Raw genomic sequence first — 14610 nt, forward strand, 5'->3', positions numbered from 1 at the left:
AAACTTTATGCGTTTGTGACAATCATTGTAATAACATGGAATGAGGGGTGACAAAAATGGGAAGCTGTGATGAAAATGATAAGCCTGAAAAAAATTCTGATAACACTTTTAACGGGTTTAATATTGATTTTAGGGGTGTTTCCAGCCTGTGCAGTGAGTTCACCAGTTTCAACACAAACGGTAACAATACGGGTGCCTAAAACCAATGCGATTTCAACGGGATACGGTACTTCAGGGGATTCTCAGATGGAAGCAATGGATGTTTCACCTGATAACACGGAAACACCTATTGGCAACCTTTATGTTCAAAGCTGCTCCAACAGCAATACCCAGCTCTGGGTCAGAGCTAGTGGAGACTTCAGAGGCACAAAAACAACAAATTCACTTGAACTTTCAAATTTAAAGTTCGCAGTACCTGGTGCTAATGGAAAAACAAATTTCAGCAATGGTTACGTTAAAGCAGGAGATCAAAACCCTCATGCTGATGGAGATGGAAAGATCAGCTTAGATCTTTACATGAGTGTTCCATACGGAACAGCCCCGGATACTTACACTGCAACTGTGTACCTGACCTCAGTGCTGGATGCAACTGCACCAGCATGAATCTGGACATGATTAAATGAACTGAGACTGGGAGTTTAGAAGAGTACATGGACTGATGAAGGTTCTTCCAATTCTCTTTACTTTTTTTAAATTATTTTCTGGGCATTTAAGATGAAATAGCACCCTAAAATTATTAGAAAAGCTCCACATATGATCATTATTCTTTTGTAGTGTTTTTCATTCATTATCCCAGATCCACGACTTGTTAAGAATGACACCGTGCTGAACCATCCCAGATCTGAAGCCCAGTGCCCTAATATGAATCCTAAAACTCCAACTGCACCTGCAAGTTCTAGGCCCTTGTACATGAATGCGCAGCCAACCGTTGCCCACCATATGAAGAAGTAGGGATTTGAAACGCTGGTCATGAAACCCTTGAGCATGGGTCCGTACCTGGTGACTTCTTCATCCTCTGAAACTTCTGGTACTGGCTGTGAGGACCTTGTGATATTGTAACCCATTAGTATGAGCATGATACCTCCAAGGGTTCCTATTATGAAGGACGCCCTTGGAGATCCTATCAACCAGCCAAGTCCTGCGAATATCAAGATTATCAAGATTATCTCAGCTATTATATGGCCCGAAACCACCATTGGCCCGGCTATAAATCCTTTTTTCATTGAGTCTGATATTGTAACCGTGAGCATGGGTCCTGGAACCACGGCCCCGGACAATCCAACTGCGAAGGATGTTGCTGCAAAGAGAATAACTTCAATCACATGAATCACGATCAATTTTCAGATTTAAACAGTTTCAGAGCCCAAACAAAAAGATTAATTAAGTTTATGAAAATCCAAAAACAGTTTCTATTTCGTTACAGGTTTTTATTTTATAATTGATTACTTTCACTGATTATTATATAAAATACTTTAAAAATTCCATTTAAAATTTAAAAAATGTTGAATTAAGTTTGTAAAAAGTTTTCCAGCTAATTACAGTTATTGAGAACCTTCATTATCTCAGTGAGGTGATAATCAATGGTTTCCATATCCTTCTGACTCAGGGATCTGGATCGGATCAGGAATCTGAAGCGTTCAAAAACATGGCCCATCTTGTTCAGGACATCTGTACTGTATATTTTACCATGATTCTTTTTTTGATACATCAAATCACCATTTATAGGTTGTTATTCCACCTTAATAAATTTAATGCAAGGTTCATTCAAGGAAGTTGATTTTCTCTCCTAATTCCATTCTTTTGGCCATTTCATAAACTTTCCATGCGGTTACAACGTCCTGAACTGCAAGTCCAGTTGAATCGAAGACAGTGATCTCCTCATCAGATTCCCTTCCATTCATACGACCAACAACAACGTCACCGATCTTGCCCCTTATGTCCTGCCTTGTTAGGACACCCTGAGCCACTGGAACGTTTATCTCGCCACTGTGCCGGGCCTGTTCCCAGCAGTCTATTATGACTCCAGATTTTGTTAATATTCCGCTTTCCAGTTCCTGTTTTCCAGGGGCATCTGCACCCATGGCGTTTATATGGGTTCCAGGGGAGACCCATTCCTCCATCACAACTGGACTCGTGGAGGGGGTTGTGGTTACGAGAACATCCATATCCTCAACAGCTTCCCTTGCATTTGTAACGGCCTTAACATCAACTCCAAATGCCGTTGATGCCCTTTTTGCAAAGTCTTCTCTTGATTTACATGTTCTGCAGAACACCTTGACACATTCAATGTCCATGACCTCGTTTATTGCCATGAGCTGGGTGTAGGCCTGGTTACCTGCCCCTATGATTCCCAGGGTTTTTGAATCCTTCCGTGCCATGTAACGGGTTGCTACTCCTGCTGCAGCCCCTGTTCTCATGTTGGTTATCCAGGTTCCATCCATCACCGCAACTGGAAATCCTGTTTTAGGGTCAACAAGTTCAATAACTCCCATAACAGTTGGTAAACCATGTTTAACCGGGTTTTCAGGGTGCACGTTCACACATTTCACGCCGGCTTCATTCATCCCCCTCATGAAGCATGGCATTATCCTGAGATCTCCCTTCTGCTCTTTGAAGAAGAGATACTTCTTTGCAGGCATTTGAACCCTGTGGCGGGCGTGTTCTGCATAGGCTGTTTCAACAGATTCAATAACTTCCTTCATGGTTATGAGTTCCTTTATTTCGCTTTGTTTCAACAGAATGGTTTCAGACATTGAATGCACCTCTCATACTAATTTACGCATGCTTCAATAAGCTTGTTTGTTACTTAAATATTGCTATTTGTAAACAGATATTCACTTTTTAGGAACTAATGGGTGTGGTGGTACAATCCATGGAATCTATGAACAGGCTCTTTCTATCCCATTTATAGTTTGGGCTTTTATCATAATGTACAAAGATTAAATAGTAACTCCTGTGAAATAGTTTAATATGTTTGAAGGCCTTGTAGTATCCCTTGAACAGATAATGGCTCTGTACGGTGCATGGGGTATCCTCATTGGAAGTATACTCGAGGAGATCGTTGCACCCATACCATCAACCCTGGTTGTGATGGGATCCAGTTTTCTCATAATGAAAGGTTCTGCAATTTCATTAGGATCCTTTGGAACACTTTTTTTAAATGTTGTGATCCCTGCAGCAGTGGGAGTCACCCTGGGGTCGCTTTTCCTGTACTCCATAACCTACTACGCAGGAAAACCCGTGATAGAACGGTGGGGTAAATACTTTGGAGTTTCCTGGAGCAATGTGGAGGGGCTTGAGAAGAGATTTGAGGAAAGCCGTTCAGATGAGCTCATACTCTTCCTCTTGAGGGCGTTACCAGTAGTTCCAAGCGTTATTATAAATGCATTCTGCGGAGTTATAAGATACGAAATTAAAAGATATCTTTCAATAACCTTCTTTGGAACTATTGTGCGCACTTTAATTCTTGGATTTATAGGATGGCAGTTCGGAAACCTTTACCAGGATGCAGCACAGCAAATATCTTATCTTGAAGAAGGAGTCCTTGTAGTAATAGTTATAGGATTTATACTCTTTATAATCTATAAACTGAGGAATAAGAACTGATTTTGAATTTAGGGCTTAGAAAAAGAAAATCTATGATATATGAGTTCATGTGGTTGGTACCATGGATTTGAACCAGAGGTTCTGGGAGGTGGATTCGGTAAGGGGAATTGCCATCGTTATGATGGTAACCTACCATTTCCTCTTCGATCTCAGCTACTTCAACGTGCTGGATTTAAACGTGAATTCGGGCTTTTTCTGGTACTTCGCACGCATTACTGCTGCCGTATTCATATTCCTTGTGGGCGTTTCCCTGAAGCTCAGCCATTCAAGGGCAGAGAAGTTGAACTTCTACAGCAGTGACGGGGAATTTTTCATGAAGTACCTGAAGCGGGGGCTTAAGATATTTGCATGGGGCCTTGGAATAACAGTGATGACATGGATATTCATAAGGGCAGATTTCATTATATTTGGGGTTCTGCACTTCATAGGCGTGGCGATCATCCTTTCCTACCCCTTCCTGAAGCGCAGGTACACCAATCTGGTGGTTGGAATTATCTGTCTGGCAGCGGGAATCTACCTCCAGACGATCTACTTCGACTTCACAGGGCTCATGTGGCTGGGATTCGTTCCCTCAACCATTCACACAGTTGACTACTTCCCGCTTCTCCCATGGTTTGGAGTGGTTCTCTTTGGAACCTTCGCTGGGGAAGTTCTTTACGGGGGCTACAAAAGGAACTTCCATATGCCGGATCTTTCAAGAACCTGGCCTGTCAGGGTGATGGGTTTGCTGGGCAGGCATTCTCTTCTGATTTATCTGGTACATCAACCCATTTTGATATTTATTCTTTATTTTATGGGGGTTTTGCAGGTTGGAAGCTTATTTTAAATATTATATACATTTGATTATCTTTTTATAATTTTTAATTCATTATCTTCTATAAAAATTTGATTTAAATCAAAATCATTAAATATTACTTCTATAAATTGGAATATGACATTAATACTTGATAGTTGAAACTTACAATCTTTATCAGTGATTTAAGACTGGAGTTGTAAAACCATGGATCTTACTGCTATAATAAAGGATTCTCTGAGGTATCCTCTTTCTGATTGGAAGAAAATTCTGATATTGGGGCTTATCATAGTGATCAGTGATGTATTGTCCGTTTTCCAATCGTTAGGTGTAACAAACAAAGATTTAATACCCTTTTTAGTTGTTGTGGGATTCTTAATTGGACTTTTAGTAAATGGTTACCTATTTAGAATCGCAAAATCATCTCTGGATGGTCATAATGAACTTCCAAAGTTTAATAAATGGATTTCAATGTTTTATGATGGTTTTAAAGTGTTCACAACTTTCGTAGCCTATTTAATCGTTCTTCCTGTGATTATATTACTCCTTCTAATATCTCTCATGGGACTTGATTTAACATTTTTCACGTCAATTTGGGGAACTTGGGGAATAAATCCATTGTACCTGGTAACATCAGAAATTTTTCCAGCAATAATGAATTTCCTTGGAATTTCCTATGGCATCTTCACGGAGCTGGCACTGTTGGTTCTATTAGTTGTGTTCATAATAACTCCAATATTCTTAATGGCAGTAGCACACATGGCTTATGAAGGTGAATTCAGTGCAGCCTTCAGATTACATGAAATACTTGATGAAATAGGATGTATAGGTTGGGCCAATCTTATAAAATGGTACCTGACAACAGGAATTCTATTTTTAATTCCTTATATCATATTAAACATTATGAGTTACTTATTTGACTTTTTGAACTCTATTTTAGTATCAATTTTGCTGTTACTGACTTTAATCCCATACTTATACATCTATTATGCCCGGGGAGTGGCTTTATTCTACATGCCGGACTAAAATCGTAAATTATTTCTATAACTGTACATTGGAAATGAAAGTTATAATTTGGTCGTGTTTAATTGGTGGGGGCGTGAAAATGAATATTACTCATATAATGAAGGATTCTCTCAAGTATCCCTTCTCTGATTGGAAGAAATTTTTGATTTTTGGAATCATCTTAGTTTTTACTAATATGTTCAGTATCATTTCTTTGTTTACAGATGATCTTACATTAGCATTTGGTTCATTAGTTTCAGGATTTATAATTGGATTCCTGGCAAAAGGATACCTCTTTAGAATCATAAAATCATCCAAGACCTCTGGAGAAGAGCCCCCTAAATTTAACGCTTGGGGAGGCATGTTCAAGGATGGTATCAAAGTCTTATTAGTGGGACTTGTTTATTTAATAATCCCATTTTTCCTCATTGTAATTCTTGGATTATTCCTCCTGGAAATTTTTGGGAACCTAATACTGAATTTGGGAGGCACATTATCAACTTCAGCAACGTATGGATTTGGTATAGACTTTCTACTTCTTGTTGCAATTTTATATGTGGTCCTAATTGTTCCAATAACGTTGCTGGCACTGGCAAACATGGCCCGCAACGACAGCAAACTCCGATCGGCCTTCAGGTTCCATGAACTCTTCAGTAAAATCAGGGAAATAGGATGAAAAAACCTTCTATTATGGTATATAACCGTTGGAATTCCATTTTTAATCCTACTTGTTACAGACATAGGAATGGCCTTTTTACTTAGTAATTTGATAACCCTAAAATTGGGACTTGTGTTGATCGCAGTGATTTTAGCCACGTACTTTTACATGTACCTTGCCAGATCTTTAGGACTTTTTTACAATGCACATGTGGATAGGGATAAGTGGGATAAAAAAATAATTTCAATGGGTATAATTGGAGTAATCGGGGTCTTGGGAATGATCTTGGTAGTCTTGATGGTACCATTTGCACCAATAACTACTGAATCTTATGGAGGTACCGTTGTATCCGAAAATACAACAATACCAATAACTCCAGATGAAAATACAACTCCTGTTGTAACTGATTTAAAAAATGGTTCTTATCAGGTAACTGGATTAATGAGAAGCTACGCAGACAGTGATTACATAAACGTTGAGATTCTTGTAATGGGATACGATGTAAACGGAAATGAAATCACTGAAAAGGAAGGCTTAATTGCTAAAATTAAAGCTAATGAAACTTCACAGTACACGGTGATCCTAACTCCAAAGAAGGGCGAAGTTGTTGCTTCAGCTGATTGCATTTTTCTGAATGGAACAACTGTATAATCCCTTGGAAGAAAATTAACTGTTAAAATTTGGATTTTTCCTTTATTTTAAGGAGAATATGGCTTATATTTAAATTATGGGGGATAACATGGATAAAAAAGTAATTTCAATAGGGATAATGGGAATTGGAATAATCTTGGCAATAATCATAATTTTGGTGATGATCATGATGCCAATAAATGTTTCCACAGGAGGTTCCATTTCAGGATCTGCTTCTGGTGGAATATGAGGTCGTGTTAACTTCACCAAGGAAAAGTTGTTGCTTCAGATGAGCTATTTGAATGGAAGAGCTGCATAAATACTTTTTTATCTTTTTAAATAAAAATTAAAAGAATCAAAATAAAATAGTTTATGTTACAAATAACTGAAACTGGAAGTCCAACCAATGGAATCTGAAAAGGAAAGAACCCAGACCCTGAAAAAGTTCAGGAAATACAGAAAATCCCTCAAGGCCAGTGAAGCTGAACTCCTTGAAAAGCTTCAGAACTTCCATAAATCTAAAAATGGCAGCGTAAAAACTTTAAAAAACTCTAAAAATGATTTGAAACCCCTTAATCCTGATGATGCAGGTGAAGTCTACATCATCTCCCAGTTAAATGTTGCAAGGGCCATGCCCGAGGTTCTGGACCAGCACATCAACCTGCTTGAGGAGGGTGAGGATCTGGACCGCGTCCTTGTATCCTTTGAGTACAATGTTTACAGGGTTAAAAAGGACGTTTATGATGATATGGGGGACTGGGAGCTTCTTCTGAAGGTACTGCCAGATGACAGGAGGTTCCAGATACAAAAGGATCCCAAGGGGCCTGGAGATCTCATACTAAAGGAACTGATATGGATAAAGGATTATGAGAAGGGACTGAAGGACATGGGTTTTGAAAGGATTTAAGGTACCGACCATCTTTTTTCATTTATCTATGAATTTCATTATAATTTTCATCATACTATTTTAGATTATAAGATCAGCTCTGTGAACTTAAATATAAAAGTGAATTAAAACAAATTGAATCTAATAGTTACTATAAAAATTATAGGTAAATCATCATTTTAATGGGAATAATCCAAAACACCGACTCATGTTGGAAAATCAGGTGCGACCATGAAAGTTTCAGATAAGGCAGTATCAATTAAAAATCATGAAATCACGGCATTAGATAATCTTGAAAAGTTTTATGAAACAATAGAAAGGGACAACCCTAAAATAAACGCTTTTTTAGAGGTTAAAATTGATGAGGCAAGGGCTCTTGCAGAGGGCATTGACAAGAAGATCCAAAGTGGTGAGAAAACAGGGAAACTTGCAGGACTCGTTGTAGGGGTTAAAAGCAACATCAACGTTGAGGACTTCCACATCACAGCAGCTTCCAGGACCCTTGAAAACTACCTTGGAAGTTACGACGCAACTGTCATAAAGAGGATAAAGGCAGAAGATGGTATCATCATTGGAATGACCAACATGGACGAGTTTGCAGCTGGAAGTTCCACAGAAACCTCCGCATTTGGAGCAACAGACAACCCTGCAGCCCCGGGCAGAATCCCTGGTGGTTCCAGTGGTGGAAGTGCAGCAGCAGTTGCAGCGGATATGTGCGACCTGAGCATAGGATCAGACACAGGCGGTTCCATAAGAAACCCTGCATCCCACTGTGGAGTTTTTGGATTCAAACCAACCTATGGAGCAGTTTCAAGGCAGGGCCTCCTTGACCTTGCAATGAGCTTCGACCAGATCGGACCCTTCTCAAAGGATGCTGCAGGCACGGCCATGATGCTGGATGTTATAGCAGGAAACGACCCAACCGAGTGCACATCCCTTGCATGGGAGGTTCCAGATTTCACATCCCTTGCAGCGAAGGCAGGGGCTGATCCAGAAAGTTCATTCAAAGGTGTTAAACTGGGGGTGGTCAAGCAGTTCCAGGACGTGTCAGATGAGAAGATCGTTAATATAATCGAAGAGAGCATCAATAAAATGGAGGATGCAGGGGCAGAAGTTGTTGAATTAAGCTTCGATCACATAGATATGTGCCTACCTACCTACTACCTCATAAACTACGTTGAGTTCTTCTCAGCAACAAGGAAGTACGATGGCCGTAAGTACGGTGAGAGGATCGAGGAAGTCTGCGGTGAAGAGGTCCTTAGAAGGATCAACATGGGTGCGTACATAAGCCAGCAGGAGTTCAGCGGCAAGTACTACAAAAAAGCCCTCCAGGCAAGGTCTCTCATAAGGAAGGAGATGAACAAACTCCTCAAGGATGTTGATGCCATATGCGGACCAACGGTTCCAAAACTACCTCATAAAACAGGAACATCCCTTGAAACAATGGAAATGTACGCTTACGACGTCCTGACAGTAATTGCAAACCTTGCAGGAATACCAGCTGCAAGCATGCCTGCAGGAGACGTGAACGGAGTACCTGTGGGGCTGCAGTTCCAGGCAAAACCATTGGATGATGCCAAGATCATGGAGTTCATGGCTGCACTTGAAGCCATCCAGTAAGACTGAAGCGGGGGAACGTCCTTTAATTTTTTATTTTAAATTCTTTTATTTTGAATCGTCTAAATTTCATTAAAATTAATTAATACTAATTAATAAATTAAAAATCAATTTTAATTATTTTTTTCGATTATTTTTCTTGTTTCAATTGTTTTATTTAAAAAATATTCACTAAAAGAACAATTCATTTTAAAAAAATTTTTATTCAATTGCTTCCAATATCCCAATGAAATGTTCTAGGAGGATATGCAATGAAATCTTCCTGAGGGATATACATTTAAAGGTAAATTGGAAACTTTAAAAGGTAAATCTGGAACTGGTAAACATGAAAAAAATCGGATTTTTATATGTAAAGGGTGCTGTACCTGGATTTGAAGACTTCGGACACCTTCCAACCCACCTCTTGAAGGAAAATGGGCTGGTGAACGGTTTACCTGCTCACAGGGAACTTAACGGCCTTATAATCCCCGGAGGCAGTATAGTTGAGTCCCAGAGCCTCACAAAGGATCTTGAAAGGGAGGTACGCCTCCTCGACAGGGATGGTAAGTTCATATTTGGAATGTGCTCAGGATTCCAGGTACTAGCAAACAAAACGGACATAGGCAGAAAATCGCCCTGTCCGGTTGAAAAGGAGGGACTGGGACTTCTTGATGTTACATTCCACCCAATGATCGGTACAGATAGGGTTGAAGCAGAGATCACTGGAAATTCGTTCTTAACAGAAGGACTGATTGGTGAGAAGATAACAGGGTTTCACTGCCACACCTACGGTGAGATAAGGGGAGATGCACCCTCCATAATTGAATCCACACTTAAAAGGATGAACTACCGGGACAACCCTTGTAGAATAATTTCAGGGGTTAAAAATGATGATGGAAACGTTGTTGGGACCATGGTCCACGGTGCCCTGGATGAAAACCCTAAACTTACTCAAAACATCCTTAAATTCATAGATGCAACTGAAGAGGATGTTAAAGAGATCCATGATGCCAATAAAACTCTTTTAAGTGAAATAAGAAAGGAAATAGGTGTGAACACAGGGATTCATGCTGATTACAGAACCGGTCACTCCAAATCTCCAAGGGCAGTCATGATCGCAAGCACAGGCTCAGATTCAGGTAAAACTTTCCTCACGACTGGTCTTGCAGGGGTTCTCAAGAAACGTGGCTACAGGGTCTGCGTCCTGAAGGTTGGCCCTGACACCCGGGACATAGTACCTGCACTCTACCTCAACAAGGAGAAAATGCAGCCTTACTCATCCATAAAAATAGGGGAACTGGGATGGAAGGATCTGAAGGAAATATTGCAGGATGTAAAATCCCAAAGCTACGATTTTATTCTCATAGAAGGTGTTATGAGCATATTCACAGGGCTGCTCAATGAAAAAACCCCATTTTCAGGGGCTGAGATAGCAAAATCTGCTGATATTCCCGTCATACTTGTGTCCGGATGCAACAAAGGTGGAATTGAAACTGCTGCAGTTGATCTTGTGGGCCACACCGAGATCATGGGCAAACTCGGCCTGAAGACCAGGGGAGTCATTCTGAACAAGGTTTACGATGATGGCATAGCAGACGCTGCAACCTCATTCATAAAAAACAGGACGGGACTGGACTTCGTTGAATCTATTCCAAAGGTCAAACTCGCTGAGAGGGGCAACACCCCTGAGGTTGAACTGAAACTTGAGGATTTCTGCCTCAACGCAATGAAAACGGTTGAGGAAAACCTGGACGTTGACATGATAATCCGAATGGCTGAAGAAATAGAATTTAAGGGTTATAATTCCTTTGAGGATATCTTGAAGGTTTTTAAATGAAATAACTTTTTTTGCTGAGTTGAAGAACGATCTGATTATTGAAAAAGAATTATTGAAAAACCCATCGTTGAAAAAGAATTAAGAATAAAAAATTAAGAGTAAAGAGGTAACAATTCAGTTAATTTTTCGCTCGTTTTTAGCTGCAAACTCTTTGTAAGCGGTTATAACATCATCACCACTCATGAAAACCAGGCTGTGTTCTTCAGCGTATGCCTTTGCCTTATCCGTTGGCAGGGAACCGCCTGTTTCATCGTCCATCATTTCACAGCACACAGCAACCTGGGTTAAACCGCACATCTCTGTTAGGGCTATGCTCATCTCTGTGTGACCCTTCCTCTCAAGAACGTGTTTATCTGCAGCCTTCAGCATGGTGACGTGACCAGGAGCCCGGAAGTACTTACCGAATTCGGCCTGTTTTCCTTCCTTGCAGAGGAGTGCCAGTTCCTTGATGGTCATAGCCCTGTCGTTGTCTGTTATGCCTGTGAAGGTCTTCCTGTGGTTGATGGTTATGGAGAATGCAGATTTTTCATCGTATGGGATGTCGTTTGGTGAGAGCTCGGTAAGAACAGGGTACTTATCACTTGCCTCTTCCATTATGTCTGTCATGAATGGAACCCCAAGTTTTTCCATGTTCTCAGCAGATACAGGGACACAGAAAAGACCCCCTGCATCGTTCCTCATCTGGGTCATGTGCTCAGGGGTCATGAACTCCGCTGCAACTATCATATCTGTTTCCCTTTCCCTGTTGTCGTTGTCAAATATTAAAACGATTTCTCCGTTTTTCAATGCTTCAAGTGCTTTGTTTATCATTAAATCACAACTTCTTAGTTTAAATGTAAAACTTAACAGAATCAATTAAATGGATTAAACATCCAGTGTGTTTAAATCCCTTTAATTCATTTTAATCTTGGTTCAAAAATCACTTCAATCCATAATTTTTACTTCAGTTCTAGTTCTATGATCCATGCTTATAACTTTGTTGGATAGGCTAATTTTTATCCTATTCAATGTTCAGGGTAACAACATCACCATCTTCAAGCTTCAAAGTCTTTCTGAGGTTTGTCTCGGCTATGAATTCAAGTACATCCTGAGGATGCTTTGTTTTTACAGGAAAAACAAGTGCCCCTTCAACTTCATTATTCAAAGTGGCTTTCAATGCTTTAACATCACCAAATTTGTCCTTCCCACTGATCATAACGAATTTTTCATTGGGTATACAATTGATGAGCTTGATGTTGTTCACAGCTATCCCGATATTGAGGGTACCTACGAAGGGTTTAAAATCCAGTTTTTCCTTGAACTGTTCCCTGTAAATATCCTGTGACATGAAATATGTTCCTTTTCCCATTCCTGAAACTATAATTCCTTTAATCTCCATTTAAATCACTTTTAAACGTTTAGATTATCTTGATGTACAGTAAATTCAAAAATTTTCAATATTTCCTGAAATACTTAAGACATGCAATTAATTTTAAAACAATCGATTATACACCTTTAAAAAGCCTTTTAAGTATTCAGCAATGATTTTTCTGTTCTCATAATGTAACATTTGAAGAAGTAATTGGGGTTATGTATTTACTAAGTTTAACCTTTTTGCAGGATTTTGATACATGCATCTAAAAGACTTTAAAAGCCAAAGAAGGTTCATAATTATTATAAATTTGATATGTACTGTTGATTCTACTTTTATTAAGGGATCAATACAGAATTCTTTGAAATTTAAAGTATGTCCATTAATAATTCTTAAAAAAATTGAAAATATTTATTTCAGGCTTTTTGGCATCGAATAAAACTGGATAAGTATCATTCGGTGATTCTGCAGTTTAAAGTTGAAAATGTAGGTCCCCTGACATCTATAACCTTATTTTCACTTGTTATATAGTTAAGTGCAACCTCATCAAGCCTTAAATTTATGTCCGAGATCGATCTGGATATGGTGGTTCTCAGGCTGACTTCTTCAGCCCCACTCACAACCATCTCCTCGATCTTGTAGGCTGCATTGGCTGCAAGTCCATCCACGTATCTGATGTTTGTTTTAACACCATTTTCCACAGCCTTGAGTGCAGCTTCATCCTTAACGTCTCCACCTTCAGGAACACCCATGATGTTGCCGTTGTGGATGTAGATGGAGTTCATGGATGCAGGTCCAAGTAACTTCGTGCCTGATTCAGGTTCCACAGCCACAACCTCTATATCTTTGCCCAGGAATTCACCCTTGAAAGCTGTGAATTCACATGGAGAGTCTGCATCACCGTGTTTTATCCAGGTTTCAAGGATGCTGTCCATCAATACCCTGCCATGGCTGGTTGCTGGGTAGTAGTTTATCCTGAGCATGGTTGCAAGTTCCCTGTCCGTGAACTTCCAGCTTCCGTAGGTCTGGGGGTAAACCATTTCACGAACATCTGGCTGGTTGTGGAGTATCATAGCTATCCTCTCGGCTCCAACTCCCAGGTTCATAACGTCCTTGTCTATTCCGTACTTGGCAAGGGCTATGGGTGAGTACATTCCAAAGGTTGCAACCTCAACCCACTCCCTGAGCTTGGGATGGTAACCGTAAACCTCAGTCTGGGTTCCGGGTATGTAGTACTTGGATTTTTTGTCATCCGGCTGGAAACGGAACTTCTCAAATCCGAAGTGCTCTAGAAGACTCTCAGAAACAGCCATACCCACGTCAAGGGAGACCTCATCATCCATCCAGACACATGAAGCTGAATGGTAGGTCATGAGGTGACTTGCATCCTCACGCTGCTCCCTTCTGAAACACCTGTCAATGGAGAAGAGCTTCAACGGGAGTTTGGTTTTATTGTACGCTGAACTGAGGGTCATGAACCATCCTGAGGTCATGTGGGAGCGTAGAGTGGTCTGGTTTGCAACCGGTGTCAGTTCCTTGAGCTCCGGGAAGACCCTTTCAAGAACCCTGAGTCCCAGGTTGTTTGCAACATCAAGGGCAGCTGAAACCTCAAGTACAAGGTCGTCACCGCTGGTATCTCCCTTCTTGTACCCTCTGAAAACATCCTGAAGTCCTTGAACCTTATCCTCTGTCATTTCAACTCCAAGCCCCTCAATCCGTTCAATCTTATCCATACCAATACCTATGTCCGGTCTTGGAAGTCCTGCAAGGTAAAAACAACGGTCAAGAACTGCTGGTGCCTCGGGTCCGAACTGTTTGTAGATCTGTTCTTCGTCTATAAAAACAGGGTTCACTGTTTCATCGAATCCAAGCTTCATGTAGGCCTGCCTGAGCTCGGCTATGGTGTCGTAGAGCATGTGGCTCTGACCTGTTTTGAAGTGCAGCCGAGGATATTCACGGTCATGATGGGGTTTTTTGAGAGTTTTAGCAGTTTCAACCCATGCCTTCTCAAAATCTCTCTTTGCAAGTCTTACTATCTCATTTTTTTTCAAATTATGCCCCCGTTAATTGTGATATGCGTTGATAATAGTTTTAATCGTTATACAACTATTTTTTTGTTATGATCCTTTTTATATTTATTTTATAACTGGTTGGATATGGAAGTTGGGATCTTCGATCCTATGCGAAACCTTCAGACCATCGCTAACATCCCATGTTATTCAATCCTATCACGATCATAAAATTAAAT

At 40.2% G+C, this 14610-nt stretch carries 17 protein-coding genes; 10 read left to right on the forward strand and 7 right to left on the reverse strand.

Translation table 11 applies throughout. The features are described from left to right. Positions 1-75 precede the first annotated feature (75 nt). Positions 76-603 (forward strand): hypothetical protein, encoded by a 528-nt coding sequence (locus tag MCBB_RS00180; protein ID WP_071905712.1) that lies wholly within the window; start codon positions 76-78, stop codon positions 601-603. An 86-nt stretch (positions 604-689) separates the two neighbouring features. On the opposite strand, the gene MCBB_RS00185 is transcribed toward MCBB_RS00180, so the two are convergent. The 3 genes from MCBB_RS00185 to ala all read right to left on the reverse strand — a co-directional run bounded on the left by MCBB_RS00185 (position 690) and on the right by ala (position 2753). After that, entirely contained in the window at positions 690-1322 is a 633-nt protein-coding gene (locus MCBB_RS00185; protein WP_071905713.1) for a LysE family transporter, read from the reverse strand. A gap of 209 nt (positions 1323-1531) precedes the next feature. Then, complete coding sequence (locus MCBB_RS12000; RefSeq protein ID WP_171899048.1) at positions 1532-1708, reverse strand: hypothetical protein; 177 nt, start codon at positions 1706-1708, stop codon at positions 1532-1534. A 52-nt stretch (positions 1709-1760) separates the two neighbouring features. After that, entirely contained in the window at positions 1761-2753 is a 993-nt protein-coding gene (gene ala, locus MCBB_RS00190) for an alanine dehydrogenase (RefSeq protein ID WP_071905714.1), read from the reverse strand. 217 nt (positions 2754-2970) lie between these two features. Between ala and MCBB_RS00195 the strand changes: the two genes are divergently transcribed. From MCBB_RS00195 to MCBB_RS00205, 3 genes are all read left to right on the forward strand, one after another. After that, a complete protein-coding gene (locus tag MCBB_RS00195; protein ID WP_071905715.1) occupies positions 2971-3606 on the forward strand; it encodes a VTT domain-containing protein in 636 nt (211 codons plus the stop codon). 61 nt (positions 3607-3667) lie between these two features. Further along, the gene (locus tag MCBB_RS00200) at positions 3668-4432 is read left to right on the forward strand and encodes a heparan-alpha-glucosaminide N-acetyltransferase (protein WP_071905716.1); all 765 of its coding nucleotides are present in this window, start codon (positions 3668-3670) and stop codon (positions 4430-4432) included. Between the two features lie 174 nt (positions 4433-4606). After that, positions 4607-5425, forward strand: coding sequence for a DUF4013 domain-containing protein (locus MCBB_RS00205; RefSeq protein WP_071905717.1), 819 nt, complete (start codon positions 4607-4609; stop codon positions 5423-5425). A gap of 90 nt (positions 5426-5515) precedes the next feature. Here the strand turns inward: MCBB_RS00205 and MCBB_RS12215 are convergent, their stop codons facing one another. Then, positions 5516-5767, reverse strand: coding sequence for a hypothetical protein (locus tag MCBB_RS12215; protein WP_231916448.1), 252 nt, complete (start codon positions 5765-5767; stop codon positions 5516-5518). Between MCBB_RS12215 and MCBB_RS12220 the strand changes: the two genes are divergently transcribed. The 6 genes from MCBB_RS12220 to MCBB_RS00230 all read left to right on the forward strand — a co-directional run bounded on the left by MCBB_RS12220 (position 5709) and on the right by MCBB_RS00230 (position 11011). Beyond that, on the forward strand, positions 5709-6080 hold the full coding sequence (locus MCBB_RS12220; protein WP_231916441.1) for a DUF4013 domain-containing protein: 372 nt from the start codon (positions 5709-5711) through the stop codon (positions 6078-6080). The two genes, MCBB_RS12215 and MCBB_RS12220, sit on opposite strands and share 59 nt — an antisense overlap. Positions 6081-6230: 150 nt before the next feature. After that, on the forward strand, positions 6231-6713 hold the full coding sequence (locus tag MCBB_RS00215) for a hypothetical protein (protein WP_071905719.1): 483 nt from the start codon (positions 6231-6233) through the stop codon (positions 6711-6713). Positions 6714-6801: 88 nt separating this feature from the next. Then, entirely contained in the window at positions 6802-6942 is a 141-nt protein-coding gene (locus MCBB_RS12005) for a hypothetical protein (RefSeq protein ID WP_171899050.1), read from the forward strand. 156 nt (positions 6943-7098) lie between these two features. Continuing rightward, positions 7099-7599, forward strand: a complete 501-nt coding sequence (locus MCBB_RS00220; RefSeq protein WP_071905720.1) for a hypothetical protein — start codon at positions 7099-7101, stop codon at positions 7597-7599. 210 nt (positions 7600-7809) lie between these two features. Further along, complete coding sequence (gene gatA / locus MCBB_RS00225; RefSeq protein WP_071905721.1) at positions 7810-9198, forward strand: Asp-tRNA(Asn)/Glu-tRNA(Gln) amidotransferase subunit GatA; 1389 nt, start codon at positions 7810-7812, stop codon at positions 9196-9198. Between the two features lie 322 nt (positions 9199-9520). Continuing rightward, positions 9521-11011 (forward strand): nucleotide-binding protein, encoded by a 1491-nt coding sequence (locus tag MCBB_RS00230; RefSeq protein ID WP_071905722.1) that lies wholly within the window; start codon positions 9521-9523, stop codon positions 11009-11011. A gap of 114 nt (positions 11012-11125) precedes the next feature. On the opposite strand, the gene ribB is transcribed toward MCBB_RS00230, so the two are convergent. The 3 genes from ribB to sepS all read right to left on the reverse strand — a co-directional run bounded on the left by ribB (position 11126) and on the right by sepS (position 14413). Continuing rightward, positions 11126-11821: a 3,4-dihydroxy-2-butanone-4-phosphate synthase gene (ribB, locus tag MCBB_RS00235; protein WP_071905723.1), complete on the reverse strand. Its 696-nt coding sequence runs from the start codon at positions 11819-11821 to the stop codon at positions 11126-11128. Positions 11822-12011: 190 nt separating this feature from the next. Continuing rightward, positions 12012-12389, reverse strand: a complete 378-nt coding sequence (locus MCBB_RS00240; protein WP_071905724.1) for a DUF120 domain-containing protein — start codon at positions 12387-12389, stop codon at positions 12012-12014. A 425-nt stretch (positions 12390-12814) separates the two neighbouring features. Next, a complete protein-coding gene (gene sepS, locus MCBB_RS00245; RefSeq protein WP_071905725.1) occupies positions 12815-14413 on the reverse strand; it encodes an O-phosphoserine--tRNA ligase in 1599 nt (532 codons plus the stop codon). Positions 14414-14610 lie beyond the last annotated feature (197 nt).

This window comes from Methanobacterium congolense (genome assembly GCF_900095295.1).
Lineage (GTDB): Archaea > Methanobacteriota > Methanobacteria > Methanobacteriales > Methanobacteriaceae > Methanobacterium_C > Methanobacterium_C congolense.

What these genes read in the sequence shown, in the direction of transcription:
- MCBB_RS00180 (WP_071905712.1), top strand. Translation starts at nt 76, where the DNA reads ATGATAAGCCTGAAAAAAATTCTGATAACACTTTTAACGGGTTTAATA.
- MCBB_RS12000 (WP_171899048.1), bottom strand. Translation starts at nt 1,708, where the DNA reads ATGTATCAAAAAAAGAATCATGGTAAAATATACAGTACAGATGTCCTG.
- ala (WP_071905714.1), bottom strand. Translation starts at nt 2,753, where the DNA reads ATGTCTGAAACCATTCTGTTGAAACAAAGCGAAATAAAGGAACTCATA.
- MCBB_RS00195 (WP_071905715.1), top strand. Translation starts at nt 2,971, where the DNA reads ATGTTTGAAGGCCTTGTAGTATCCCTTGAACAGATAATGGCTCTGTAC.
- MCBB_RS00200 (WP_071905716.1), top strand. Translation starts at nt 3,668, where the DNA reads ATGGATTTGAACCAGAGGTTCTGGGAGGTGGATTCGGTAAGGGGAATT.
- MCBB_RS00205 (WP_071905717.1), top strand. Translation starts at nt 4,607, where the DNA reads ATGGATCTTACTGCTATAATAAAGGATTCTCTGAGGTATCCTCTTTCT.
- MCBB_RS12215 (WP_231916448.1), bottom strand. Translation starts at nt 5,767, where the DNA reads ATGCCTCCCCAAGCGTTAAATTTAGGGGGCTCTTCTCCAGAGGTCTTG.
- MCBB_RS00215 (WP_071905719.1), top strand. Translation starts at nt 6,231, where the DNA reads ATGTACCTTGCCAGATCTTTAGGACTTTTTTACAATGCACATGTGGAT.
- MCBB_RS12005 (WP_171899050.1), top strand. Translation starts at nt 6,802, where the DNA reads ATGGATAAAAAAGTAATTTCAATAGGGATAATGGGAATTGGAATAATC.
- MCBB_RS00220 (WP_071905720.1), top strand. Translation starts at nt 7,099, where the DNA reads ATGGAATCTGAAAAGGAAAGAACCCAGACCCTGAAAAAGTTCAGGAAA.
- gatA (WP_071905721.1), top strand. Translation starts at nt 7,810, where the DNA reads ATGAAAGTTTCAGATAAGGCAGTATCAATTAAAAATCATGAAATCACG.
- MCBB_RS00230 (WP_071905722.1), top strand. Translation starts at nt 9,521, where the DNA reads ATGAAAAAAATCGGATTTTTATATGTAAAGGGTGCTGTACCTGGATTT.
- ribB (WP_071905723.1), bottom strand. Translation starts at nt 11,821, where the DNA reads ATGATAAACAAAGCACTTGAAGCATTGAAAAACGGAGAAATCGTTTTA.
- MCBB_RS00240 (WP_071905724.1), bottom strand. Translation starts at nt 12,389, where the DNA reads ATGGAGATTAAAGGAATTATAGTTTCAGGAATGGGAAAAGGAACATAT.